This is a genomic window from Sapientia aquatica, from assembly GCF_004358105.1.
GTDB lineage: Bacteria > Pseudomonadota > Gammaproteobacteria > Burkholderiales > Burkholderiaceae_D > Solimicrobium > Solimicrobium aquaticum.
In genome coordinates, this window is sequence record NZ_SMYL01000003.1 from 21,063 (window position 1) to 47,261 (window position 26,199).

Genomic DNA, 26,199 nt, shown 5'->3' on the forward strand with positions numbered 1-26,199 from the left:
ATCAAGTTGCGTCCTTTGGTTCATAAAAGAACGTCTTGGGATCGCCAAATAAAGCATCCCTAATTGGTTCGGAGTAGAGAAATGGGCCGGGTTGTTCACCCGGATCAACCTGACGAAGTGCCAGCAACTTTTGCCGTTGCACTATGGTTAATGATTGTCCAACGCTAGCAAAGGCTGTCGCATACCAGTACGATAACTCCCCATCGATAGCGCCATAACGCTCCGAGAGATGCATGATTGCTGATCGATTGCCTTGCGCTCCGTTCAACAGGAGTCTCAACTCAGTTGCAATGTGCTGTCTAATGCTAATGATTTCTTGTAGGTCGCTACGTTGCAAATCAATCAAATCGGTGATGTGCTTGCGCTGAGGGGAATCGAGCAATTCAAGCATGGCGGTACCGCTATCTCCGGTCAAGGATGTGCTTATACTGTAGTTTTGTTTGCCCATTGCCGGAGCCGTTTTCATTCCAAATCCACCAAAATACATGCCATGTCGTTCCGGACAAAAATATATGTCGGCCTCTGAATTGCCCGCGTACCAAGAGAAGAGTTCGCTCGCATACGTCATCACGGCAACATCAATCTCGTGCGGCCATGACCGCCGCTCGTCTGGTTCTGTCACTGTTGGCCATGTACCCGAATCGCCGAACTTTAGCTTGGACAATGCTTCGCGCTGTTCATCTGAAAAACTTCGGATGATCCTCGCCATTACCTTAGCTCGGTCATACGCAAGCTCCCCATCCAAACGATAAAGCTGTGACGAAGCACGCATCACTGCATTACGATTTAAACCGATAGAGTCAGTCGGAATTTTTCCTTCCAGGTTCATTCGAAAAGCGTTGATCAGCGGCAGGCGTTGTCGAGCGAATGTAGTAATACTGTCTTGCTGGGAATGAGCAAGTACCACCAATTGATTTCGTTGCTGTTGATTCAGGAGCGTCAATATGTTTAGCGCAATCGTCGTCAGGAACGATGTGGAGTGTCCCGAATGTTTAGCATCAATATCGCGCATATATTGGAAACCAAAATAATCGGATACTTTACCGGGAGGCAGAAATGTATCATGAGCAAAATCACCGGTAAGAAATGCCAGCGCGTCAAACGCAATTGTGTGCAACTGGGCGCGATCAGAGATGGCCTGTTCAATTGAATATCTCTGTGTATCTCCACGGCCGTGAGACGGAGGTCTGGGCGATTGCGGTTCAATGGATTGTTGAGCAAGACTAGATGTGGACACAATTGCCACAATCAGTCCATTTCTTACCAACTGCCACGTATTCATAAGCATCGGAACTCCACTGTAGATTTGACAATTCTGCGCCCCCCCTAGGCGCAGAATTTACTAAGACAACGTCGAATAGAATTTTTCAGGAAAATTCAATAAAAGTATTTATGTTGCATTTTAAATAAATTATATGGACACATTCAGGCCGCTTACCGAATTCGTGAAACGCAAATCAATAAATCCCGGCAACGAAACTATAGTACGTTTACCGGCTGAATTGAACAGCCGCAAATAAGCGTAGTAATAGGCTCCGCCTACTTCCGTCGTCGCACTTCCTGCGCCTAGACCGGTAACGGTAAAATTAAAATTTCCGGCTGTAATAAGATTTGTCGAAATGTCCTGAGCTGTGACGGTTTGCCCAGAACGAGCAACGATTAATTGACCAGTTACGTATTTGCCGGCTGTTGCGACAGAGACTGTACCGTTCACTGTCCCATTCTGCACTGTCGAAATTAGCGTTGGGAGATTGATCAAATTCACCGTTTCTGTTGTAGCCGTTGAAGTCCAGTTTAATAAATTTGGGGAACTAAAATTATAGTAGGCCTTTTCATCCGCAACGACGCTGTAGTTTCCCGCGCCTTCAGTATTACCGACGGGGCTGAAAGTTAGGGCGGTACTGGGTGCCGTAGCTGCAGTTACTGGAACAACGTATTTAGCAGTTAGTAAGCCAGAGGTGACTAGGTTAAAGTTCTGGGCCCATGGTGCCAAACCTGCACGGTCACCTGATTTGATATCACCGGTGAAGGGATTCGTATCCGCCCAGCGAATTTCGTGTGGCAAAACTCCTGTAGTGCAAGTCGCTAAACTAGATTGGCAGGGAGTTTGTTCGAATACGATGTGGCCATTGGTGAGCGGAGCAAGTGGCACAGACAATTGCGCGCTGTACTCGGCAGCATAGGTGGCAGCTAATGGATTCGTTTGAGATGACAAAACTGCAGCACCACTCAGAGTTGGGCCAGTAAAGGAGCCAGTTGGAGTTACTCCACTAATTAGCATGGTTTGCATTTGACGTCCACGGATGACAATGTCGTATGTCAGGGAATTACCTTTGTTATCCGTCAGCGGTAAGAACTCCATACTGCATTCGAATCAGTATGAAATGCGATCGACTTTACTGTCACCCATACGTGATTAAATGTATCTGACGGTCCGTCTGTGATACTCATATTTACAACGCCTGTGGCTGCTGTCTGTGAGGTACCTGCACTACTGGAATTGCCTGAGCTACCGCCACATGCCGCCATTAAACTTAGCGAACCAACTATCCCTGAACTGACTAAAACTTGAATTATTTTTTTCTGATTCATGATAATTCCACTTCCTCTCCGTTGATTTTAGAAGCACATACGATTAGCGCTGCCTTCGGAATTAAATATAAAAGGTGCAATTGAATGATTTGAATTTTTAACGCATATTTGAACGAGCAAATACGCAACGATATTTCATTCTCATTTTCCCAATCACACGTCTGCTATTAAAGCTGTGTGTCTATCACTCATTACATCAAGGAAGGTCTGCAAAGTTGAATTCAGAATGCACAATTGCCGCACTGTAATGATTTGGTAGGATCGTAAACCTCTACGAAAAAATTACAATTACAGTATTGTCATTTATCTTGGTGGGGCGGGAAATTGGACCTGGATATGTACTTCGTCACGAGGTGAGGGCAATAACAAAAGATTACCGCGATGGGCGCGAGCAATTTCAAGGGCAACGCTTAATCCCAGTCCGCTTCCATCCACAGCGCGATTACGAGTGCCTTCAGCTCGAAAAAAGCGATCAAAGAACCTTGAGCGATCGGCATCGGAAACTAGATTGGTTTTATTTGCAACCATTAGGACAATGTTTTCATCTTCTCGGAACAACGTTATTCTGATCCATCCCTGCTCCGATCTGTAACGCACGGCATTGCTAATTACATTATTCAATAGCTGTTGCAATAAAATTTCATCGCCTTTAATATTGATTTCAGAATTTATTTCTCTACTCAATAATCGTTGATCAATAACCATTTCGATATCATCGGCCATTTCATTCAACAAATTTCCGATAGCAACTTCTTTCATATTCAGCACTAAACTACCCGCTGCAGCTTGGGACAAAAGTAGTAACTTTCGAGTGATCGCGCCCAGTCGTATTACATGACTAAGCATGCCACTCAATTGGCTACTAATTTCAGAATCGTTGGACTGACGGATGAAACGTTCGATAGTAGTTTGTAAAATCGTCAATGGCGTCTTCAGTTCATGTGACGCATCTGCCGAAAAGCGATTTGCTTGCTGGACTGCTGAATCTAGTCTTCCTAGCATTACATTGAACGAATCTGTCAATTCGCGAAACTCGCGATCTTCCCCCTTTATTGGTAACTTTTGACTTAGCGTAGTAGTGTTCACCGAAAGCATGCCAATCCGGAGTCTTTTGAGTGGAGTCAAGGTGTAATAGGTAATAATCGCTGCTGCCAGCAATACCAAAGTCAATGCAGGGAGTATTAGGTTTTTTAATATTTCCAAAGCCATTGCGCGTATCGGTTGCTGTAATCCGTCGCCCTTGGCAATCAACGTCGCCTGGATTTGGTTGATCTCAACTTGAGCCCCTTTCCAATCGGTTCCATCCACTACCCATCCCGCGATGTTGCATGTTGGTGCAGCATTAAAATTGGATGGACCTCTGGCCGTTGAGACTAAGGAACTGGTCGAACCTTCTGAAGCTTTCGCGCTGATCAGATTCGACACTGCTACAAACTTTGCGCCCGATAAAATAGCTGTTTCAAAATCACCTCCCCAATTAGCGGAGTGAAATTGTTCCGAACCACCCCTCAAGTTTCTGCGGAAATAAATATCGTCTAAATTGTTTAGCCCTAGTTTATGAGTAATGTCTACACTTAATTGTAATAGCGGTTGATGATCGTTATCAGACTGCGAAATCCGACGAGTTTCGTAGCACAGCCGTTCTTCAAATCGTGCTGTTTCGTAGCGCACGATATTAATCCAACCAAAATAAATAACGCCAGCTAAGGTCAGCATTACCACTGAAGCCGTAATGAAAAAAATTCGTGTGCGGAATGAGGTAATTATCGCCATCAAATTTCTTCAAAGCGATAGCCCGCCTTGCGCACTGATTGTATTGGTGAATTTTCCGCGGCAACATTGGAAAGCGATGCAATCTTTGTGCGGATACGACGAATGCACACTTCAACGATATTTGTGCTGGGATCGAAGTCGTACCCCCACACTTGGTCGAGTATTTGTTCTCGGGTAAAAATCTGACCAGGAGATCTCATCAGGCATTCAAGTAAGTTGAATTCCCTCGTGGTCAAAGCGACGACCGATTGTTCGATCTGAATCTGGTGTTTTACTAGATCTAGGACAAAGGTACCCACTTGCAGGAGTTGTTGACTTTCTCCCGATATTCTTCGGCGTAACGCAGCAATGCGAGCGATTAACTCTTCAACAAAGAAAGGTTTTGCTAAATAATCGTCAGCACCGAAATTTAATCCGTCAAGGCGATCTCCCAATTCATTACGCGCTGTCAGTAAAATAATCGGCGTTAATATTTTATTTTGCCGTAGTTCTTTTAAAATTGATATTCCATCTCTTCCTGGAAGCATGATATCAAGGATAATGCAGTCAAATTGTTGGTTTGCTGCCAGTTCATATGCACTTGTGCCGTTCGCACAGACGCTTACCGCCATTCCTTGCTCAACGAGCGCTTTCAGAACTACATCTGCAATTTCTAATTCATCTTCAACTACCAATATTTTCATAATTGAACTTCTTAATAATTGAAAAAAATAATTGCATCAAACACTTGAACCCATAAATTGAAGTAGGATAATCCAAAACAAATTAACGTCCCGATCAAAGCAATTAAAAAATAGACCTCAATCGCTACTCAACAACAGATTTTTTCATGGTTGTTATCTAACCCAACGCTTGAAAAATTGTCCACTTCACGTCCCCAATCAAACAATCCGCCCGGTTTGGTCAGGCTGTCCACCGGCTGGTTTGTGCCGATTGCGCCCAGATGCCGACGTACAGTCAACGGCCGCTTGAGATTTGTCACCTGAAATACGTTTTTACACAACCTCTGCCGACAACGGGCACATAGTTTGTCGCCTAATGCTCCACCCGGATGAGCTTCGAGCTGGTGTCGAAGACGAACGATGTGGTCTCCGCACCCACAAATTCATTCCGAGGTGAGGTTCCTGTCAGCGTTGCAATCGAAGGTGGGTTAATGCGGCTAGTAAAACCAGAATAGAAGATGACTTTTTCACCATTTGGTCGAGTCGTAGTCCGCGATGGGTTTCCCAACGACTTCAATACATCATCGACTGTGGTTGTCCCAACGGTGAACGAATCTACCTGAGCCTGTGTGACGAACTCGCCATGATGAATATCGATAGCGCAACCTTGTAAACTAGCAACCATAGCAGCTATCAATATTGACCTTTTCGAAGGAGCCAATGCTATCAGTTGGTGTATCACACTGTTTGTCATGTTTTTAGTTTCTTTAAGTCGGAAATTAGGATTTACAAGGCACCAAACGCATCAAAGCAGATATATATTCATTTGATGTACCGTAGCCATTCGGCAAATCGATCCTTCCATTAATGTGGTACTGTTGATCAGCCAACAGGCTTAGACTATAGGATCGACAAGCATTTTCATTTTGATTCATCTGCAGATATGCGGAAGCCTTATTTAATTCAATGTTTGCATCCCAGTCGTGCCGCCCAATTCTATTCCACTCAGCTAGCGACAAATCGAAGTATTTGATCGACATTTCATAACGACCGTCGAATTTCGCAGATTTGTCGAGAAAACCATTAGGAGCGTACACATGTTCCCAATGTGTGACTGATGGCGACTTGAAGAAAAATGCGTAGTAGCGATAGGCCTCGGCAAGGCCGGCATTGTCATTATTGGCGGTATAAATATCTATTGATTCACGAATCAACCGTTCGGCGGGAAGCGGGCGATCCAAGATACTGAATAACTGCCTTGCTTGCGCCAACTTCTGACCAGGGTCATTGGTCTCAATAACTCCAAAAGCGGAGCATCCGACCAACAGCCAAGTTGTAATACAAAGAAGTCCTGGATGTTTATTCATTATTTTTAATTGTTTTTAATTTACAAATTTGTCTGCTATCATCGAACGTCTCCTGTGTGCCGTCTACAGCCATGCATGAAGCCAAAACTGCTGTTACGAAAAACTCGAAAACAAGAAAGCGACATATAAAGTCGGCGCTGAGACAATATAAATTTTCAATACATTTAAAATCTGAATCCGTTCCAAACTACTCGGAAAAATCTTAAAAAATAGAAGTAACAACAATACAATAAAAACTGCTATATCAAGCCAGAAAGAAAATCCGGCGAGCCCAGTATAACGTTGGAACGCGTCAACATCTCCCACGCCAGACTTATCCATCGCACGATCAGCGGCATAAGTGAACCATATAAATAATAGAAACGGTAACGCAAGGGCAACTGAACTGATCTGTGTCGACTTAAGCAATTTCATTTTCAATTTCAAAGTTGTTTTAAAAATTGGAGACCCAATCAACTGTCTCCAAAGTGCCGTTTTGTGCCAAGAAGTGACCGTAGCTAAAATTCGCTCGACGATTCCTGCCGTGTGAAACTGAATAGTTAATTGCCGGTTTCGACCCAAAAGGGACAACCTATTAATGCGTACCAGTTCCAGGTACTCTATCATCGATCAACGAAATTTTGTCCCCATTAACTAGCCATATGCCGCGACGCGTAACAACGTAAACTGGAAAATGAATAAGGAGACTCGTGAATACATGAGTTTCAGTGGGGTAGTCTGTCACGAGTTGAGTAATGCTCAATGCCACCGGCGTCTTCTGCGAATCTTTGTGTTGAATAGGAATTTCGATTTCCGAGTACGAAAGCGGAGTCATATATTTGATTGCGGAACCATCCGATTCGACTAATGCCCGGAAGTGCTTGCCAAAAACAGCTACATTTGGGACTTTTGTTCCTGCGATCAAATAGACCAATATACCGTTCTCATTGTTTAGGTTGCCCGGTAACACAATCGGATTAATCGGCTGTGAATATGATGGATTTGCGTCAATTGCGGTTTGTCGGGCACGAATTAAATTGCCTACCAGTTCAGATGTTGACTTAGCAGGATAAAAAGCTCGGAAAATCGGTTTCGCTGATTGTGCAACTTCGACTTCATAGGCTATCCGAGGCACTGTTTCGTTGGTAAAAAATAAAACCACAAAATTACCCGTTGGATTTCCTGAGCTGTCACTTTCCTGCTGCGGTAGATAACCGCGGAGGTGTTTCCTATCTTTCTCATCAACGTTCTCGCGAAGAATGTTTGTCCCTATCGCGGCAGCGTGGTCAAATAGAAATAATTGCCTCCCTATCGCAGAAGATCGATTTATTTGATCCACCAGATCCGATGGTATTGCGAAAGTTTTGGCTGAAGTACTCTGTGCCGTTGAAGAAAAAGGTTGCATGAACAAACCAAAGATCAACACCGTCACCACTGAGAACAAATATTTTTTCATATGGATATTAAAGTTATCGCTTATCAAATCAAATGGCTCACCAACCGACAATTTCGAACGGCTCCGGAAAGTCAGCTATGTGCCGCGTCCGGTCATGCGACAAGCACTATTTTTTCTTGCCTGACCAATCCCACAAATTCGGTCTTACTACGCAAGTCGAAGCGCCTGGGGATTTCTTGTATTCATCAATAGCCCTTTTCAATGCACCTATCACTTTAGCCCGCTTCGATTTCTCAAGTAGTTTGCCAGGTAATTTTTCGTACCAACGCTGTGTTTCGTAGTGATCGCCACCTAGGTTTTCTGTGTAAACAGGCAAACGACTGCTTGGTTGTAATTCTGTTGAATAATATTCGAGGCAGAGTTGCATTTGCAAAATACTATGAAATATAAATTGGAAACCACATACGTCAACCAGACAGACTTTGTATGGAATTAATCCGTCTGAGCGTTTATACCGCTGGTATTGTTCATCGTCCACATAAGCCATGTAGTTTGGGTGCCGCAACGGGTCGTAATTTTCAACCTTAATATTTGCCATATCTAAAATTTAAATTGAATCAATCTTAAAAAAATGAATCCCTTATGAACGTCCGTTAGGTGCCGCAAGCGCCCATTATTGTTCATCGTACCTAACAACGAAAAGGCCATATTTTGTTTCCAATTCCTCAGCGAGCGAGTCCGCCATAATTAATGAACTTAACACTACTGGCTCGAACCCAAGTACATTGTGGTCGCTAACAAATGATTCAACCTTCAATGCACCATCGAATTCATCGATTTGGTTCTCAATGTCAAACAATTTAACAGTTTCCCCTATGCGCGGAATTTCATTGAAATCAAGAAGTCCCGTGACGTAACCATACGTACTAGTCGTGGAACAAAATATGCTGAAATCAATATCGGTAGTTGTCAACAAAGATGTCGCGTCAAGTCATGCTGCTTGCAATAGTGCCTCTGTCTGATTTCGTTCCGGGTTCAGCCAAACCTCGTCCTTCAATTCCCAGTTCCGTGTCGCACCTGACCAGCGCTCCGGATGCCGCTGTTTCGCTGATTCATAGATCTCCTCACGTTGTCGCAAGATCGCCGCATCATGACCATCGTGTCGCTGTGCGGGTGTGACGAATTTCAGAGCGCTGTGTTTGTGCTGGTGGTTGTACCACTGTACAAATTTCATTGTCCAATCCCGCGCTTCTTCTATCGTGGCGAACCCCTTGCCAGGATAGTCAGGTCGATACTTGCAGGTCCGGAACAGCGACTCCGGGTAGGCATTGTCGTTGCTCACACGAGGTCTACTGAACGACGGCATGATACCGAGCCGTTCCAACGTCGCCAGCATCGTCGCACCCTTCATTGCGCTGCCATTATCAGAGTGCAGTACCACCTCGCGTCCGGCCAAACCTTCTGCCAGACTGGCACGACGCAACAACAGTGATGCCAGTTCTGCTGACTCAGTGACATGAACCTCATGCCCGACGATCTTGCGACTATAAATGTCGAGGACCATATACCAGTAAAAATACAGGCCCTTCACGCCGGCCGGCATCCAGGTAATATCCCACGCCCACAATCGGTTTGGCTCGGTCGCACAGTGGCTCGTCACAACCCTTGTACTCGGTTTGCTTGCACGTCCCCGGTGATGCTGTTGCTGCTCGGCTTTCAATATCCGGTAGATGGTCGACTCCGACGCCAAATACTCACCTCGGTCCGCCAGCGTCGGTACCATCTGGCTCGGCGGGCTGCTGGCAAATTCAGCACTATTGGCCACAACCAGAATCTGCTGCCGCTCCTCGTTGCTCAGCTTGTTAGCCGGTGCCGCACGTTGACATCCTTTGCGTCCATCCACGATTCCATGACCACCTTCACGCGTCCAGCGCTGATAGCTGCGCAGGCTGATGTCGAGCATGGCACAGGCCGCCGCGCGCCGACAACCACTGCCAACGGCGTCTTCAATCAATTCAATCACATGCTGGCGATCCAGGGTCCCGATTAGTCTTCCTCGGGATCCCCCCAGATCGCCTGGGCTTTTTTTCTGAGAATAATCAGTGCAGCCGCTTCGGCCAGTGCTTTCTCCTTGCGCTGTAGCTCCTTCTTCAACTGCTTGATCTCTTTGCGGTCGCTTTTACTCTGATCGCGTTGCTCACGATTGCGCTCAACCGATGAGGCATTCGCTTCCTGGCAAGCTGTGCGCCATTGCGCAATCTGTTCAACGAACAATCCCTTGCTGCGACAATATTGCGCCAACTGCGCCTCGTTCAGGTGGGCTGTTTCCAGCACCACGCTAAACTTGTCGTTCGAGGACCATTCCTCGGCATTTTTTCCATTTCCTGGCACCGGCACTCCCTGCGATTTTAAATTTCGTCGCCAAGTATAGAGCGTTTGTTCCGTTATGCCGTTCTCACGGGCCAATACTGAAACTGATTTATTCATCGGCGGCATCATCTGCTTAAGGATGGCCTCCTTGCGTTCTGCTGGATAGCGGTTCACTGCATGTCTTTGCTCCGCCCCCAATACGGTTGATGTTAATTAATTGACGCGACATCTATCCTGACATAGGGGGATATTAATCTTCATTAATTCGCGTTTTGAAGCGTAAAAAATTTGACCGCTTTGTGCCGAAAGCGCGCATTGATTATGGCCCGGTTAACACTACAGTGCATGTGCATTGAGTTAGCAATTTCAATTCGTTGAAGTAAAGATCAATGTCTTCGCGACGTGAAACTGGATCGAAAAAACCATAATCATTGTGGCCGTCAATGAGTATTTCAAATGGACCTTTTATGGATTCAATACTCTCAAAGACAACTAATTCCCCGTTTTTCCAAATCGTATATTTTGACTTTAAGGTTTTTAACTTGTCAGCAACTAGCGTAGAACTATCCGTCATATGAAATTGACTCATTGCAATAGCCGACTTCTCACCACATTCATTTCCAAGGGGGGCTCCATTTTCAGGCGTCGCGGAATCCTCCATGAACAAGTAACCACCAAGTATCAGCGCGCAGCTAAATAAACCAATTAATATTTTCATATAACTTCAAATAGGTTTTTGATGCGAACGTCTCCATTGTGCCGAGGCCGTGTAAAAACAAGAATTCCCGCTGTAAGTAAATTATTAGCGTTCAAACTGACTTGTAAAGCAGCTCAAGAAGCGTCAGTTTAATCCGAAATATTCCTGTTGAGCATCTCGTTTTTTGAGTGCAAGGCGTAAAACAGTTTAAATCGCGTTTAAATTAGGCTGGATTGTGCTAAAAAAGCCCACCTCACTTCACCATCGCCTGCATTAATGGAATAATCCCGAGGATTTTTATCATGCGTTTCATATTGTAGGCCAGCACATGCAAACTCATTTCGGTGGCGACGTGTTTCAGCGTTCGCATCAGGAAGTGTTGCGTCCCCATCCAGAATTTAATCGTGCCGAAAGTGTGCTCAACTGTTTCGCGGCGAATGCGCATTGCTTGCGGAAAGTGATCTAAGCGGCGCTGCATGTCGTCTAATACCGCTTCGTTTTCCCAACGTGTAACGCGTCGCTCAGAGCCTGGGGTGCATTGACTCTTCAATGGACAATTCTTGCATCCAGACGTCCAATAACGATGTTGCATTTCACCGCGCTCTTGGTAACTGGTGCGTCGCGTAAGTAGCTGATCAGCTGGGCAACGATAAACATCGTTGGCCGCATCGTAAATAAAATCATCTTTACCAAACCGTCCTTCCGCTGTGGCGGTGGAGGTCACGCTTTTGGCGACAATCGCTTTGATGTTGGCTTGGTCACACGCTAGTATTTCGGTGTTCTTGTAATAGCCTCGATCACCGATGGCGGTGAGTTGTTCGACGCCCATGGCGTCGCGTGCCTGGGTCGCCATGTTGCACAATTGATCGCGGTCATTGCCGTCGGTGGTGACCTCGTGCGCGACAATTAAATGATGTTTGGTGTCGACCGCGGTTTGCACGTTATAACCGACGATACCACTGCCACGAGTGCGCATGGAACGTGCATCAGGATCGGTTTGGGATAGTTGATGATCCGGTGCTTCGTCGAGCTGCTCTTTGATGGTGGCGAGCTGTTTCATTTGCGTTTGTAGCTTGACGATCTTCTGTTGGAGTCGCTCCGTGCGTGCTTGTTTGATCTCTGGTTCGTGACGATCAGCCGTGTCTAATTCGGTCAAGTATTGGTTAATGCTGGATTCAATTTCCTTCATCCGGTGTTCTACTTTACCCTTGGTAAAATTCTTATCGCGGTTATTCACGGCTTTGAATTTACTGCCATCTATCGTCACGAGGGACTCAGCAAATAAGTCGAGCTTCTGGCATAGCGCCACGAATTGGCGACAGACATTTCGAATCGAGGTGCCATTGTCTTTGCGGAAGTTAGCGATGGTTTTAAAGTCGGGTGTTAGGCGACCAGTGAGCCACATCAATTCGATATTGCGTTGAGCTTCGCGTTCGAGGCGGCGACTGGATTGAATGCGGTTTAGGTAGCCATAGACGTAGAGTTTGAGTAGAACCACCGGATGGTAGGACGGGCGTCCTGTGACAGCGGGAGTTACGCCTTCAAATCCGAGTGCTTGTAGGTCAAGATTATCGATAAACACATCGACCACGCGTACCGGATTCTCTTCGGTCACATAATCATCCAACACCTCTGGCAGCAATGTGCTTTGTGTGCGGTGCTCTCCTTGGATAAATCGCTTCATCAACGCTCCTTAACGTGGATTCGACTTTTTATATAACGTATGAGAGATAGTTCTGTTTACATCGTTATGTGATTTTTTGAAATTATTTTTGATGGCGCACAAGACTGCGTTTTTACACAACCTCTGCCGAATTCTGCCTTAAGAAGTCATTCTATTGTATTTAATTCGTCGAATAATAAACATCAAGTAGCCAACGACAATGCACTGGCAAACGGAAACCGCAGAAATCAGTAGCCAATTACCAACCGCGTTGCCTAATGCAGGCCCAAGTAAAGTCTTTGCATTTAGAATGAATTGATTAGAACCCGAATTGGTCGCGTTTGAGCCGAAATCTAGAATCAAGCCAAGTGGCAATATTGAAGGAAGATACGCAATTCCCCAAATCATCTCCGACCCTTGAGTATTTGTAACGTCACCAAGGGAATGAACCGCCGAAAGAAAACATATTAGGATTGAAAAATCAATGGCAATCCATAACAACCCAAGGCGAATATATGCACCTTTTGATATTTCACCCCAGGCAGCAATATTCCAAAGAATCCAGCTAAAAAAATAGTAGAAACATAGAAGAGCGGAAGGGAATGATGGCACAAGAAAACTTGCAACGGCCAAAAATAGCCCAAACACAGTCCATTCCCATGCAAATCGTGGAGCCGAGGGCATCGCCGCAACATTTTGAAGTGTATTTTCCCAGCAATGTCTGACGTTGTTTCTCTTCATGTATTTAGGTTTTTTGAGTAATGAAACGATCGACTGCTATGTGCCGCAAGCGCCCATTATTGTTCTTCGTACCTAACAACGAAAAGGCCATATTTTGTTTCCAATTCCTCAGCGAGCGAGTCCGCCATAATTAATGAACTTAACACTACTGGCTCGAACCCAAGTACATTGTGGTCGCTAACAAATGATTCAACCTTCAATGCACCATCGAATTCATCGATTTGGTTCTCAATGTCAAACAATTTAACAGTTTCCCCTATGCGCGGAATTTCATTGAAATCAAGAAGTCCCGTGACGTAACCATACGTACTAGTCGTGGAACAAAATATGCTGAAATCAATATTAATCTTCATTAATTCGCGTTTTGAAGCGTAAAAAATTTGACCGCTTTGTGCCGCGTGCCGTCTTTACTCATCTTCGTAAAACACAAAAATCCGCGATGATTTTTCTGACATCCTGACGCCATCGACGACTAAATTTTTGCTTTCAGCGGCAAGGGGATAAAACTCCTTTTGACCACCTTTTCCATAAACGGACTCTTGCAATAAGGATTTTGCGAAATCATACATTGCTTGCCGCGTGGAAAAGCTCAATTGAATATCACGATTTTCGATATTAACGTCAGCGTTTAAAAAATGACGACTATCATTTTGTACGTCCGAAGAGCTTACTTCTTCTCCTGTTGGAGTGACCACCACTACAGACGGCAATTTATTTGTCATTTTTGATCCATTGCAATTTGTCCGGATTGTGCCGCAACGAGCCAATCAGATTCTTCGTCATCATTTGGGTATCGTTGACATTAAATGCCGTCTATTCATTCTTTTGAAGAGCTCAATTGATTCAAGATCATTTGATTTGGTTGCAATATCAATTGGACTAGCGCCAAAACCATTCTTAATTCCGGGATTAGCTCCGCGCGACAACAGCACTCTAATTGCGGCGTGGTTTCTTTTTATAGTGGCCCAGTGCAAAGCAGTAAAACCATCTTCCCCCTTCGCATCTACCGCAGCTCCGTTATCAATCAGAACTTGAACTGCTGGAATATCATTTGTTACGACAGCGATTTGAAGTGGAAAGTCACCGCACCAATTCTTTTGATTAACATCAATTAGATTAGTATCTTCAAAATTTTTATCATGGAAGCTTGATCGATCTTGAATTCTAGCTAGGACAGATTGAAGTTCATCCATTTTTCAAAACCTTTTCATATTCAAGTCGATCGTCGTCTTTGTGCCGCGAACTGCCTTTACCTGTTAAGTCGCTCATGTCCTAGCAATTTGCGCGTGTGCCCATTCAATGGCGTCAACGCCCAAATAGGACTTACCTTCCTGCGGGTCGACCAGCACACCACCGCTCAGCAACGTCAGGACGCTAGCTGCGGAAAGTGCGGAGACCAGCTCAAGTGGTCGTGAACCAATCGCAAACATTACTGTGAAGTTGATATTCTCATTTAGCTTCATTTTTTTTGCTAAATCCGCAGTCACGGGGCCTGCGTAGTATTCGAAGCCAGCCATTTCTCCACGAACAGGCGCGGGTAGGAATCCCTTGAAAGCCTCTACGTCGAAATCAGAATCAAGCTCAACCGGGAACCCGGCTTTGACTATCGCTTCACCCCAATCAATCGGAGTTGGCATTTCTTGTCTCGAAAGGTACACATTCAAGTCATAGGACATAAAAAACTTTCCAATTTGGTAGGAGGTAACATTCTAAAAACAATTTACTAGTGTCTCGTATGCGACGGCTTTTCCAATCAGGATTGGCTTCCTAACACCAAGCTAAATGCGTCAAATTTCTTATTCTTTGCCAAGGGGCGACTGTCTGCAACGTGCCGCGTCTTGCCAGCCAAGTCGTTAGCCGAAATTAAAGCACATATTAATGACACGGGAAAAATCTACGCAAAAATTCCAATGCCTGATCTTTCGTGGGAACATCGTTCATTAGTATTGGCTGCCTCATGAACGACTCACTTGCAAATGCCTTTGCAATTGCTTGAACCTTTTCCTTTGCCGTGCCAGACAGACAAATATTCTGAGATGAATCCACCAATGTATAACCGTAGATCGTCCCTTCAATTATGCCCGCCATTTCTGCGTACGCGCCCATTTCACGTTTGCCGCGTTCATATTCCGACTGGCATTGAACTTCACCAGCCAAAGCTGGCAATGCAAATAACGCGAGGATTAGGCAAATATATGGGCCTATTTTCATATCCATCCCTTAATTTGAGGAAACTCCAATATGTCCGGATTGTGCCGGTTAGCGACAGCCGTGATTAATGCTAATCGGTAACTAGTTGAACGTGTATCCAGACATTTCCTTTCTTATAGGACTCAATTGAATTGTCCCCTCCCCAGATTGGATATGGGTGTGGAATATAAACTTCCTCGGGACCGAGCAGACCGAGCTTCGACTGTAATTCCACGGCCCGCTCGAAATGCAGGGTTTCGAATGCCGCATTTGGATTGCCACTGAAAAGATCAATTAGTGCCTGCATCGAAAATGCGTTTAAGGGAATAACCTTAAATGGAACTAAAAGCGCAAGCGCAATTTGGTTTGTCTGCTTATCGCGCATAAACAAATCACCAAACGATGTATATGCGACTACTTCAACCTCGCGGGCGAAAGCTGTGCCAAATTTCCCCAACTCTGATTTAGATTTTGGTGAAGGTAGAAAATGAATCAGTTTTTCAATTTCGAACATTCAATCGCCTTACATTTGATTTAACTGGCAGACCAACTATTTTGTTACTAGGCCTTGTTGATATATGAGTTGAGCGTCTCAACGTCCCCTAGTGCCGCTATGCACCTTTCGCGACCTTTTCCATTATTTAAATAGTGCATCAATTTCATTTGACATTGCCTCAAGCTGACCTGCTTCGAAAGATAATTTTACCGTCAATTTTTCGTCGGACTCTAAAGTCCTCAACTTAATAGTAAGGCAAATATGTCCAAGTGCATCAGTGGTTGCAGCGATGTGGACCCGTTGCTCCAAATCGCACCAAATTTTCGCTGCCTTCCAACCCTCCCATTCTTTTGCCATCTCTCTAAAAAAGTAGGATGGGCTAAGGACCATGTATGTTGACGATTCAGATGTTCCTGAGAACAAACGAGTTTTGACCGCTACGTCGAAGATAGTTTCTTCCTCTAATCGGGAGGTAACTGTAAAGGTTAAAGTCGAGCCATTGTTAGGAGACTTAAATTGAACACAAGCCATTTGTTCCAACTTTTAATAATTGAGGCATCTTTGGTGCCCATTCCAAAACAACGAGGAAAATAATATTTGAAAATCTAGCTGATCCGCTGCTTCTTGCCGCGAACAGTCCGTCATCTTTCCTGTTGAATCTTAAAATCCGTTCCCTATCAATCAAGCTTCGCTACTAAATTGGTGCGAAACTCGTAATATAGCTTCTTGTGAAGATCTGATGGGCTAACATAAGCAGCGTCCTTCGAGTCTTCAAGAAAGGGAATTTCGCGATACGATGAATATGGAATTGACATGCCTGCATCTTCAATCAACTGCTTAAAATTTGTGAATGTGTTGGCGTTGTATAGTAGGCCAAGAAGAGCCTCTGCTATATTCCGACCCGCAATAGCATTGAATTGACCTTCGTTGTCTAGGCAGACGATGGGCGCCTGTAATAAACCTCCCGTTTGAGGGCCACGCCAATAACCGATGTACTCGGAATCTTCGGTCGCCGCCACAAACGAAATATATTGGCTCACTGCTGCAATGGCTTTGATATTCGCGGCAATATCCGGATCATTCAACTGTTTTTCAGATAGGTAACTTACGTCAAGCCATGGCACCCAGTCCGTTTTATCACTAAATTCAATTCCCGTCAGCTTTTGAACATTTTCAGAATTAGCTAATAGCAATTCAAGATCTTCTGGCACTCTATGCCCCATTAGTCTTCGCTCAGAAAAGAGTTTTAGATCAATCGCATTTGACACGTTTCGCTCCTGTGATTTCAATTATAAGGACGGTAAAGATGAGACATTTCATTGAACGTCAGCAATGTGCCGCGTCCCGTCTTACGCCAATCTTACTGAATGACCGCTTCCAATCATTTTCATTCAATGCGCTTATCCGGTGCTCTCCTGGATTCTTTACTGGGATCATGTGACTTGCAATGACCACCTGCCGTAATAGAATGCCCTCTCCCTAACGTATCAAACATCTCGATTGTACAAATGTACGGTTGACCGAGCGCAGATTGAAAATAGTGGTAACGCTCGTCATTTCCTTGGTTAAAACTTGTCACTAAAGTCACTTTTGAAATCGCCGACGCAGGTATAGACCTTTTGCCCAACAACATAAAAAGCATTTCCCGATAATGATTAACCATTGCGTCAAATTCGTTCGAGATCAAGGATGCCTTATTGTTCAGCAAATCTAGTGCCACAGATTGCGTATTGTTTTCGCTGGCCGCTAAGCAAAGCATTCCAATACCCCAATAACCGGACAGATCATTATTTCTACTAATGAAAGACATCAATATATCGTGGCAAATGCCGTTCAGTGCATTTCTACGCATCACAATCAATTCTTAACCAGATTTTCATAACGGTCATAACTTATTAGTTTTTAATTTACAAAATAAATTTAGAATAATTTGTGCGACGACCAATTTGTCAGCTACGTGCCGCATCGGGACATCCACACTGCTATACAAAGCTAAATCCAACGGTTGCCCGCAGCTCATAAAGTTCACCTAACGTATCAATTTCAAGAAAACCATCCTCCTGCGATTCGGAAGATCTGATCGGCAGAACTAAATTAACCTCAATAAACTCTGGCGAAATTCTATTCCTAATTGCGCACAGGTTCTTAAGTCCGCTGGCATGGTTCAACAAAGCGGGAATCATACCGCAGATAGGAAAGTCATCAGCAAACTCAATTTCAAACTTGGCGAAAGATTTTTGCCACACATTTGATCTGTTTGCTTTCATAGGCGAGCCTTTTTCCCCGAGCAATTTTGCATCGACTCCGACCATTGACTGAACAACTTCAGGATTGACCTCGAATCCACGAAAAGTTAGTGACGCTGATCTTTTGTAGCTCATTTTCATTTTTATATTTGTACTGTGATACAACTGTTGAAACGCAAAATAGCAACGTGTCGGCCGCTACCTCAAAACGTCTGAAATTTGGACATCTGTTTCATGGATTGGACTACGGCCAATCTGTCGGCTTAGTGCCGTGAACTGCCTTTTCAATTTTCTGATCAGTTCCTCCAATTTGCAAACGCTGCTGTTTTAGGAACCATCGATTAGTCGCAACCAGAGTTAAGCTCGAATATATTCCATTTTTTACCATCAAATCGAAGCGTAAATCCCTTCCAACAAATTTCATCCGCCATGAAATTTACCCATATATCATTCCCTTGCAATTCAACAGTCGCGTGCCAGGCATTACCCCTTCCGTACCCATTATGTAGCTCATCAGATTGTTTTGCCACCGCATAATCCTGCCCACCGCTCGGCCCACCAATCCTCATCATAAGGTCACCAGTAATATATCTGCGAACAATTTTATCGGCTTCCGGCCCCTTGAAACAAACCATTGCCTTGGTTAAATCCCATCCCTGTTGAGGGGCACGATTTCCAACCAATTTTAAAAGGTTGCTGTGCAGCTTTTTTAGTCCGCCGACATCGCATACCGGATTGTCATTCTCTTCTGCCGAGACCGTCTCTGATTCTGCCTTTGTGGAAGATGCAGATACAAACATTACAAAGAGCATGTAACTCAACATCGCAGTTAATCTGTTAACGACGAAGGTCGATTTAAAATATTTCATAATTGAGCTCAATGTCTAATGTCGCCTATGTGCCGACAGCAGGCTTCCAGGTTATTTTCGATTATTCGGAATTTCACTTGTCGAAACAACTCCGGATTTTTTGTTCACTTTAAATTCTCGATGCTTTCCATCAGTCACCAAAATCTCGTCACCGACGATGGTTCTCACACATACAATATTCCACTGCACGTCCTCTTCCAATTTTGGATTATATTCACCGATAAATTTTTCCTTAAATAATTCGGTCTGCCAAATTAACTTGCCCGTTTGAATTTCGGTTGCCTGAACGTAGTTGGAATGACTGCTATATTCAACGCCATTTTCAACTAGTGGCGTACAATTTCCAATTTTTGAATGTGCAGCTGTAAATGTGCATACGAGCACAAGTGGAATGAAAACTTTGGTAAGTAACTGCATGTTCTAATTTAACCTTTCAATTTCCTCAAATTGACTGCCATTCAATTGGTCCGGTTAGTGCCGGGTGGAGTCGGATGACGACAAAAATGTGAAAAACAGCTTCAAAATTAATACCGGACATACGCTATAACAAATCCATTGCTATTTTCGATCACAACGCTATTCATATGGCCTGGCTGCCCTATCTTTTATTGCGGCGGCTGTCTCAAAATCCAACCGTTCCCATCGGGATCGGAAAACATGGAAAATCGCCCCCACGGTTCCTGTTTGATTGCCGTCAATTGCAATCCCCGGGACGTTAGAATATCAACATCTTCGTCGATATTGGAAACATTTAACATTACACCTTGAAGCCCGCCTGGGCGCATAGCGTCGAACCAATTGACCAATGCAATTGTCGTATTACAGTTCTTTGGCGCGAGTTGAATCCATTTCATTGTTGGTCCAATCGGTTCATCGCGTATTAAATCAAATCCCAAAACATCCCTATAGAAATTCTTTGATTGCTCTTGGTTCGATACTGGAACTGAAATAATTTCAAAAGAAGTAATCGCCATATCGCCTCCATTTGGATATATCTAATTAATCGAGCATATAAATACATGATATTTCTTGTAGCGACTTCACACCCTAGTTCATTCATGTCGCGCATTTTGATGGGGCAGTACAACGTCCGTTTTGTGCCGACAGTGAGCATATGCCGCCATACCGGCAACGTCCGCTCCCAAATTATCACCGGTCATACGTTTTGACACAAGCTCTGCCCTGAACGGTCATAGACGTCGCAGAATTCGGCACCTGGTAGCGGACGCTAAGCCGATCAAACCCAGGTGGTCCCGTGATAGAAGTCCTGCCACGGGTAGCCGACGCTGCTCTTGGAGATGGCATCGCCGTTCTCCATGAACCCCTGATAATGAACAGTGCCGAATCGTGCGAGGTCGATCCTCGGGCGAGCAGGTGCGCCGTCACCGTCTCGTTCGTTGGCTCGCCGAGCAATGTTGTCCGCCACGGCGAAGCTGACGATGTCCGCGAACTCCAGATATTCGCTGGAGGTCGGCAGCACGAACTCGGGCGACTTCACGGGCAGCGTGTTAGTGATGAAGGGCCACATGAGTGTGAGCCTGCCGCCCGCAAACAAGTTCTTGGCCCAGCCGTCATCATTGGTGCGCTCAAAGTAGAAATGTGGGCAGAGGCCCTGCTTGGTCATCTGCTCGATGGCGAACTGGACAAGCGGCCCGAACACCCGAGCTTTGCACGCGGCTTGCTCTTTTGCTTTGAACGCCTGCGGCTTGAAGAGCACCCCGGCGCAGTTCAAGATGATCAGACTGCCGGCCCGGCTTGCGAGGAGGTCTGCTACCTCACCAAGGAACGCGGACACTTGCTCAGTCGGCAGTCTCGCCGTACCCCTGCGGTCGTCATGAAAGAGCGTCTTGCAATGGACGACGGTATCCGCGCCAAGGTGGACTTTCTTCAGTGCTCGGTACGCTGTCAGCAACTCCTGGTTCTCGGCGGCGACCCGTAGCCTCGAAATCAGGGTGTAGGTTACGCAGTAGCGGTCGTTGAGACCTGGGGTAACGATGTCGCGCATGGCTTCATCGCCGTAGAGTGAGACGTCATCCTTCTTGGGGACGCTTGGAAGTCCGACCTCGAAGCGAGTCGCGCAACTCGGACATGCCACTTCTGCCGTACCCGGTCGGAAGAGCTTGCCTTCCGACATGAAGGGCATCAGTGGCGGACGCTTGGCAAGCCAGTTCGGGACAAAGGTGTGGCCGTTGGGGCATACAAACGACTGCCCGAATAGCCATCCTGGGCAGTAGCCTACGTTCTGTGGCGTTCGTTCAATCCCTCCTTGTTTCAGGAAACGTGCATGTTCCGCGTTGACCCAATCCTTCGGGTCAAGTCGTAAATCGCGTCTAAGATGGTTGAAGGATTCGAAAGCCATTGTCACTCACGGATTGTTGATAGGTAGTCGGACGCCGAGAATTGGTGTTTCCTGCCAGCATTAAGTTACCACATATACGAATTTGTGACTGAGTCAGTCATTCGCCAGTAAATCGCGAGCTTGTCGTCGCTCGGGAGCAGCCGTTCACGACCGACGCCTACGTGCCGCCAGCGGTCCTAGCAACTATATTTTCAACAACTATGCGTGACCAATTCCAAGGACAAATTTCAATTTCCCACCCCAAGATCGTTCATAAAATGGTTTCACGTCACGTTTAAAGTATTTACTCAAGCCTTGCTCATTCGGATCTACACGAATCAAATCAACGGGCTCTCCATTTAAATTGGTATCACCAGCAACGACACCAGCTTCTCTAATTATCTGTACATAATCCCCATCAACTTCAATGCCAACGATTAAATGCGGCTTTTCGTCCTGCGAGGGATCATGCATCATTGCCAAGTAAGCAGCTTTTACGTTATTGCGTATTGAGAAAAACGCAGTCAGTGACTCTACCATTTTCGATGGATAAGTTGCAGGCTGCCCTAGCAGTACTTGAGTTTCTTTCTGTGTTACGCGTTGTTCTGCCAGTCGATTAACGTTATAGGTTAGCAGGGCCTCTATTTCGTTCGGAAAAAATTCTTTGCCATATTTTAATTTTGGATTTAGAACCAATGACGATCCCTTTGTAATTTCAAACAAAGAGCGAGCCGGTAGCGCCAAATAACTAGTTTCTTTATCTAAAATTGTTTGCAGCTTAATTAGAGTGGAAAAGAACGGAATAACAGGCGAACCATCATTTTTTTCCCAATTTTGAATCGATATTTTTTCGCCTGGCGCAATTGTTTGCGCACCTTCAATCTGATTCTCAGATTTTCCAAGGATATAAACTGTCGACTCCAATAATTTTTTGTAAAAATCTGGTCGGTGCGCTGGCTCATCAGCTGCAAGCCGTAGGGCGATGTCCAGCGGGCTTTCCTCATCAATTATCATATTTATGGTTTGCAATTTAAATGTGCCGCGTCAGCTTAATGAAAATTTCTACTTTTAAATTTTGGGGAACCGTCCCATCCGTCGGCAAAGTGCCGGGTTGAGTCATTTATGGTGCTCAGTTCAATCCTCATGCCAATGAATCCAATCAGGCTTGGTACCGCCATTCACAAAAAAATATGAAATCGCCTTGTAGCATTGTTCCACGTCAATCGACCATGACCGGGGATAATCGTCTAGCTGGCCGTTACTTAACAAATAAGTGGTGTTGCCGACCTGATCTTGTGTTCCTCTTGATGTGAATCCACTGTCACCGGCTTCGCGGAGGTACATCAGAAAGGAATTACTGCCGCTTCGCAGCATACACATAGCAGGGCCATTCTGAACATTTGCCCAAATCTCAAATTGACTTTCCTGATCAAAGCGGTCAATCGCATCACCAAGCTCTTGAATGGTAGTAATTTCCTGTGGCTGATCATTAAAGGTAATGTTGACCATTAGAAGCCTTCCCAATTTCCTAGTGACACAGATTCACCATCGAATAAAAAAAATTTAAAGCACTGTCAAAATGCCCATTCAATCCAACGACCGCAATGTGCCGTCACCTGACAAAAAACAATTCAACCGTTTAGTGCAGACACAACACATGCAACTCTAATTCTTCTCAAATTTGAGAAATAGCTGATATGTAGCCGCGAAGAACGAAGCAAATATTTGTGCAGTAACAAAGAGCGAACCGGCAAAAATGGCAAATAAAAATATGTCATAACGACCTAATGATTGCGATACTAAAAAATTTAATGCAATAACCATACTAATTATTAATACTGGCGCTACACTTTGCGACTTTTTCATGTCAATTCCAGCCAAACCTTCACCGCTAAAAAGTAACTGAGCTTTCGTTAGTTGCATTTTCTTGACGTTAGATTTTGCTTCTCTTAAAAGAGAATAAAAAATAAGAATCAATCCTAGAACGACCCAAAAAAATTGGTGTTCGGTATATATCCATCCAGTTTTATTAGAAGTAAAAAATTGTGGTACTAACGAAATAGCTGCGGTGAGAAACAGGCCATTTAGCAAATCAAGTATGAAAACAAACCGAAATGTATTGAAGTCGGGACTATAATTTTTAAAATAATGCAAAAAAAATAAATCTGCAATACACGCAACAATCCCAAGCAAGTTGATTATTGGTAGCCATATTGTTAAACCAAGTTTTGAATAGGCAATAGAAAATATAAGCGCCTGAATAACTCCGCAGACAATTGCAATCTGCGGAAACACTATGGGCATTTTCCCCTCTTTTATATTCAGCTCAAGATTAGCCATCATTCAATCTTTCAATGCAATGAAATTTTTCCGAATTCAAAAAGTTTTATGCTCATAAATAATTAGTGCATTGCAACGCCCGACGTTGGCCGCGTTACGTCGAGAACAACTCTACTAGAACATTGTTGCTTTGCATTCCAACGTCCGGAATGTGCCGACAGCGAGCACACGTTTTGACACAAGCTCTGCCGCGAACCGTCCTATTCAATGCGCCTTAATTCGGTACGCCAGCAAAGCCATTAAATGGATACTAGCAATTAATGGCATCCAGAAAAATATTAAGCATTGAAAAGTAAAAAATGAAAAATCGTTCTTATACACGTTATATAGTGCAAATACGCCAAACAAAATCAGAACCATCAAAAAAACTAACGTTGTTCTTCTCACCGTCCGCTTATTCAGCGATATAGCGGTCATTAATACTCCGAAAAGTCCAAGCCCTCCAAACAGCATTAAATAAAGGTAGCCGAAGTATTCTCTGGTGCCATTCAATGAAATCCTAAGTGCAGTTGGAAGCAATAAAGATCCATAAACCCAAATAAATGTGGGTGGAGAAAAACAAATAATGCACTCTGATAGAAAAAGGCACTGGATTAGCAATTTGCGATTTTCAAGCGTTACCATAAGTAAATTCTATAAATTCTGTTGTCTTTCGTATGACCGCAAAGTGCCGTCACTTGCCATTAATAAACATCCAATAAGGCGCTATTCCGGCTTCGAACCAGCAACTATCATTGCGCAACTTGCTTTATTTTCCCGTGATTCCTTTGAACATTTTTCAAGGAGTGGGTAAGCATTGGCAAAACTTACAGGAACAACTTTTCCTTGATTTCTACGTAAGCAAAATTCCGTTTTATAGACTGAATAGACAAATTGGTCGGTGATTTTGTAACTATATACATCTTCAATAATTTCGCGCATTGATCTGAGCGGCTCCACCTCCACCGCTTCGCTAGGTTTAGGAAGGGAATGAATTAGCACTTCTCTATCCATACCTTTTTCTTTATTGCTAAATGCAGATGCCGAAACCGAAAATACTTTTTCGCAATCTCCCAATTCGGAAGAAAAAGAAATATGTGCTGCCAATGCAAACAGAGAAATAGTAAAACGGATAAAGAGTTTAAGCATCGATTGTTTCCAGAGTAATTTTTTGGTGGAGCAGATCAATGTCTGTAAAGTGCCGATTCTTGCCTCTAAAGTTCTCATTCAAGAATCATAGATTGTCGTATTTTTCACCAAGAACACGTTTCCAATCCTGAAGTACATTCACGACTTCCAAAGCATGATCCATTGATTCGCTAAGGCCAATTTTGTTCGTAACGACGTCAATCAAATAATTTGCAATTTGATCAGGACTGGCGTCTTCTTTCACAAGAGAGAACACCTGAGGCAAATACGAATGATATTCGTCTCGAGCCATTGGCACACCGGAAACGCGGATAGGATCCCAAATATAGTGCAAAACTTCATCTATCCGATTGTAAAGTTCAGAATCCTTAGGAGAAAGGTTTTTTCCCATTTTTCTTCTTAATGTTGATTCACTTCAAATTGAGTTCTGATACTGGGACTCGAGCAATATGTCCGCTTGGTGCCGATTGTGCCCAGATGCCGACATGCCATCAATGTCCGCTTCCGATTTGTCATCGGACGCGTCGAAGAATCTGCCATGGTTTATCATGATTAACGTCGACTGGCTTTCGATCTTCGGAACTTGCCCAATCATCTTCGAAAATAGCCAATACATTGTTTGCTTTGGGGACAAGGACCAAAAAGGGCAATTTTCTGCCCTCAACAAATAACGCGGTACCGTACAGCGGGCCCTCAGTAATATCCATTTGCAATTTTGTAGGAAATTTTTTTTCATTGATCGTGATTCCCGAATCTGAAAAGCACCAACGATCATTTTTGTCGCTAATGAAACATCCTGAGAACAAGCGGTTCAAATAATATTTGCTCTCATCGGTTTTCGACGAGCCAACTTTGTGAAACGGTCCAATCCAAATTTCCGGCTTCCATTTTTCCATTACCCACAGTCCATCATCGCTCATTCGGACACATTTATCATTCGGGATGTCGCCTTCATGCCAGTTTAAGTTAAAGTGCAAACCACTTTCATCTATCTTAATAGACGCATAGTTGGAATCCACTTTGTTTAGCGCGTCATACCAAGATCGCGTGTCATCCAAAGATTTCTCGAAAGATTGATGTATCCATAACCCATTGAATTTAGTTAGGTAGCTGTCGCCAAAACAGGTCATCGCATCGCTCGCCTTAGCTGCCGTGCTAAACAATATTAACGCTGTAATCAAGACAAATTTAAACATCAGTTAAGTCACCTCAAAGTCAGTTGCAACTGTCGGCTTTATTTCCAAGTTCTACGTGTTTCCCAGCGTCTGCAATGTGCCGAGACCGTGTAAAAACTAAAATTTCAGCTGAGACTAATTTTTAGTCGTTTAGATTGCCGTTTAAACCGGTCAGGG

General features: G+C 44.4%; 32 protein-coding genes. All 32 read right to left on the bottom strand.

Annotated elements, in window-relative coordinates:
* Position 1 precedes the first annotated feature (1 nt).
* The 32 genes from E2I14_RS07825 to E2I14_RS07980 all read right to left on the bottom strand — a co-directional run bounded on the left by E2I14_RS07825 (position 2) and on the right by E2I14_RS07980 (position 26,043).
* Complete coding sequence (locus tag E2I14_RS07825) at positions 2 to 1,288, bottom strand: hypothetical protein (RefSeq protein WP_206105601.1); 1,287 nt, start codon at positions 1,286 to 1,288, stop codon at positions 2 to 4.
* A gap of 123 nt (positions 1,289 to 1,411) precedes the next feature.
* Positions 1,412 to 2,362, bottom strand: coding sequence for a hypothetical protein (locus tag E2I14_RS07830; protein ID WP_133327195.1), 951 nt, complete (start codon positions 2,360 to 2,362; stop codon positions 1,412 to 1,414).
* Entirely contained in the window at positions 2,344 to 2,592 is a 249-nt protein-coding gene (locus E2I14_RS19955; RefSeq protein WP_133327197.1) for a DUF4382 domain-containing protein, read from the bottom strand. Before E2I14_RS19955 ends, E2I14_RS07830 begins: the two co-directional genes overlap by 19 nt.
* 303 nt (positions 2,593 to 2,895) lie before the next feature.
* Complete coding sequence (locus E2I14_RS07840) at positions 2,896 to 4,365, bottom strand: ATP-binding protein (protein WP_133327199.1); 1,470 nt, start codon at positions 4,363 to 4,365, stop codon at positions 2,896 to 2,898.
* Entirely contained in the window at positions 4,365 to 5,048 is a 684-nt protein-coding gene (locus E2I14_RS07845; RefSeq protein WP_133327201.1) for a response regulator transcription factor, read from the bottom strand. The genes E2I14_RS07840 and E2I14_RS07845 overlap by 1 nt, the downstream gene beginning before the upstream one ends.
* Positions 5,049 to 5,806: 758 nt before the next feature.
* Entirely contained in the window at positions 5,807 to 6,394 is a 588-nt protein-coding gene (locus tag E2I14_RS07850) for a tetratricopeptide repeat protein (RefSeq protein ID WP_133327203.1), read from the bottom strand.
* A gap of 574 nt (positions 6,395 to 6,968) precedes the next feature.
* Complete coding sequence (locus E2I14_RS07855; protein ID WP_206105602.1) at positions 6,969 to 7,829, bottom strand: hypothetical protein; 861 nt, start codon at positions 7,827 to 7,829, stop codon at positions 6,969 to 6,971.
* Between the two features lie 106 nt (positions 7,830 to 7,935).
* Positions 7,936 to 8,367, bottom strand: a complete 432-nt coding sequence (locus tag E2I14_RS07860; RefSeq protein ID WP_133327207.1) for a hypothetical protein — start codon at positions 8,365 to 8,367, stop codon at positions 7,936 to 7,938.
* A gap of 393 nt (positions 8,368 to 8,760) precedes the next feature.
* Positions 8,761 to 10,313 (bottom strand): IS3 family transposase gene (locus tag E2I14_RS07865; RefSeq protein WP_227544658.1). Its coding sequence is split into 2 segments (ribosomal slippage): positions 8,761 to 9,851 and positions 9,851 to 10,313, totalling 1,554 coding nucleotides; the frame shifts between segments, so codons are not numbered across the junction.
* 145 nt (positions 10,314 to 10,458) lie between these two features.
* Positions 10,459 to 10,857: a hypothetical protein gene (locus E2I14_RS07870; protein WP_133327209.1), complete on the bottom strand. Its 399-nt coding sequence runs from the start codon at positions 10,855 to 10,857 to the stop codon at positions 10,459 to 10,461.
* A 232-nt stretch (positions 10,858 to 11,089) separates the two neighbouring features.
* Positions 11,090 to 12,520 (bottom strand): IS1182 family transposase, encoded by a 1,431-nt coding sequence (locus tag E2I14_RS07875; RefSeq protein WP_133327211.1) that lies wholly within the window; start codon positions 12,518 to 12,520, stop codon positions 11,090 to 11,092.
* 138 nt (positions 12,521 to 12,658) lie between these two features.
* Positions 12,659 to 13,240 (bottom strand): hypothetical protein, encoded by a 582-nt coding sequence (locus E2I14_RS07880; RefSeq protein ID WP_133327213.1) that lies wholly within the window; start codon positions 13,238 to 13,240, stop codon positions 12,659 to 12,661.
* A 56-nt stretch (positions 13,241 to 13,296) separates the two neighbouring features.
* Entirely contained in the window at positions 13,297 to 13,593 is a 297-nt protein-coding gene (locus tag E2I14_RS07885) for a hypothetical protein (RefSeq protein ID WP_133327215.1), read from the bottom strand.
* A gap of 54 nt (positions 13,594 to 13,647) precedes the next feature.
* Positions 13,648 to 13,962 (bottom strand): hypothetical protein, encoded by a 315-nt coding sequence (locus tag E2I14_RS07890; RefSeq protein WP_133327217.1) that lies wholly within the window; start codon positions 13,960 to 13,962, stop codon positions 13,648 to 13,650.
* A gap of 60 nt (positions 13,963 to 14,022) precedes the next feature.
* Entirely contained in the window at positions 14,023 to 14,433 is a 411-nt protein-coding gene (locus E2I14_RS07895) for an ankyrin repeat domain-containing protein (protein ID WP_133327219.1), read from the bottom strand.
* 72 nt (positions 14,434 to 14,505) lie between these two features.
* Entirely contained in the window at positions 14,506 to 14,916 is a 411-nt protein-coding gene (locus E2I14_RS07900; RefSeq protein ID WP_165967789.1) for a hypothetical protein, read from the bottom strand.
* Between the two features lie 199 nt (positions 14,917 to 15,115).
* Positions 15,116 to 15,451, bottom strand: a complete 336-nt coding sequence (locus E2I14_RS07905; protein WP_133327223.1) for a hypothetical protein — start codon at positions 15,449 to 15,451, stop codon at positions 15,116 to 15,118.
* 70 nt (positions 15,452 to 15,521) lie between these two features.
* A complete protein-coding gene (locus tag E2I14_RS07910) occupies positions 15,522 to 15,944 on the bottom strand; it encodes a T6SS immunity protein Tdi1 domain-containing protein (RefSeq protein WP_133327225.1) in 423 nt (140 codons plus the stop codon).
* Positions 15,945 to 16,067: 123 nt separating this feature from the next.
* Positions 16,068 to 16,457 (bottom strand): DUF6228 family protein, encoded by a 390-nt coding sequence (locus tag E2I14_RS19960; protein WP_133327227.1) that lies wholly within the window; start codon positions 16,455 to 16,457, stop codon positions 16,068 to 16,070.
* 146 nt (positions 16,458 to 16,603) lie between these two features.
* Positions 16,604 to 17,194 carry a hypothetical protein gene (locus tag E2I14_RS07920; RefSeq protein ID WP_133327229.1) on the bottom strand — a complete coding sequence of 197 codons (591 nt, stop codon included), beginning with the start codon at positions 17,192 to 17,194 and terminating at the stop codon, positions 16,604 to 16,606.
* Between the two features lie 119 nt (positions 17,195 to 17,313).
* Entirely contained in the window at positions 17,314 to 17,778 is a 465-nt protein-coding gene (locus E2I14_RS07925; RefSeq protein WP_133327231.1) for a hypothetical protein, read from the bottom strand.
* Positions 17,779 to 17,908: 130 nt separating this feature from the next.
* Entirely contained in the window at positions 17,909 to 18,307 is a 399-nt protein-coding gene (locus E2I14_RS07930) for a hypothetical protein (RefSeq protein WP_133327232.1), read from the bottom strand.
* Between the two features lie 206 nt (positions 18,308 to 18,513).
* Entirely contained in the window at positions 18,514 to 19,041 is a 528-nt protein-coding gene (locus E2I14_RS07935; protein WP_133327233.1) for a hypothetical protein, read from the bottom strand.
* Positions 19,042 to 19,092: 51 nt separating this feature from the next.
* Complete coding sequence (locus E2I14_RS07940) at positions 19,093 to 19,458, bottom strand: hypothetical protein (RefSeq protein WP_133327235.1); 366 nt, start codon at positions 19,456 to 19,458, stop codon at positions 19,093 to 19,095.
* A gap of 188 nt (positions 19,459 to 19,646) precedes the next feature.
* A complete protein-coding gene (locus E2I14_RS07945) occupies positions 19,647 to 20,015 on the bottom strand; it encodes a VOC family protein (protein WP_133327237.1) in 369 nt (122 codons plus the stop codon).
* 263 nt (positions 20,016 to 20,278) lie between these two features.
* Positions 20,279 to 21,400 (bottom strand): hypothetical protein, encoded by a 1,122-nt coding sequence (locus E2I14_RS07950; RefSeq protein ID WP_133327239.1) that lies wholly within the window; start codon positions 21,398 to 21,400, stop codon positions 20,279 to 20,281.
* A gap of 198 nt (positions 21,401 to 21,598) precedes the next feature.
* Positions 21,599 to 22,393, bottom strand: a complete 795-nt coding sequence (locus E2I14_RS07955; RefSeq protein WP_133327241.1) for an enhanced serine sensitivity protein SseB C-terminal domain-containing protein — start codon at positions 22,391 to 22,393, stop codon at positions 21,599 to 21,601.
* Between the two features lie 120 nt (positions 22,394 to 22,513).
* Positions 22,514 to 22,888 carry an Imm1 family immunity protein gene (locus tag E2I14_RS07960; protein WP_133327244.1) on the bottom strand — a complete coding sequence of 125 codons (375 nt, stop codon included), beginning with the start codon at positions 22,886 to 22,888 and terminating at the stop codon, positions 22,514 to 22,516.
* A gap of 156 nt (positions 22,889 to 23,044) precedes the next feature.
* On the bottom strand, positions 23,045 to 23,722 hold the full coding sequence (locus E2I14_RS07965; protein WP_165967791.1) for a hypothetical protein: 678 nt from the start codon (positions 23,720 to 23,722) through the stop codon (positions 23,045 to 23,047).
* Between the two features lie 702 nt (positions 23,723 to 24,424).
* Positions 24,425 to 24,925 carry a hypothetical protein gene (locus E2I14_RS07970; RefSeq protein WP_133327248.1) on the bottom strand — a complete coding sequence of 167 codons (501 nt, stop codon included), beginning with the start codon at positions 24,923 to 24,925 and terminating at the stop codon, positions 24,425 to 24,427.
* A gap of 7 nt (positions 24,926 to 24,932) precedes the next feature.
* Complete coding sequence (locus E2I14_RS07975) at positions 24,933 to 25,238, bottom strand: hypothetical protein (RefSeq protein ID WP_133327250.1); 306 nt, start codon at positions 25,236 to 25,238, stop codon at positions 24,933 to 24,935.
* Positions 25,239 to 25,359: 121 nt separating this feature from the next.
* Positions 25,360 to 26,043, bottom strand: a complete 684-nt coding sequence (locus E2I14_RS07980; protein WP_133327252.1) for a hypothetical protein — start codon at positions 26,041 to 26,043, stop codon at positions 25,360 to 25,362.
* Positions 26,044 to 26,199: the final 156 nt, after the last annotated feature.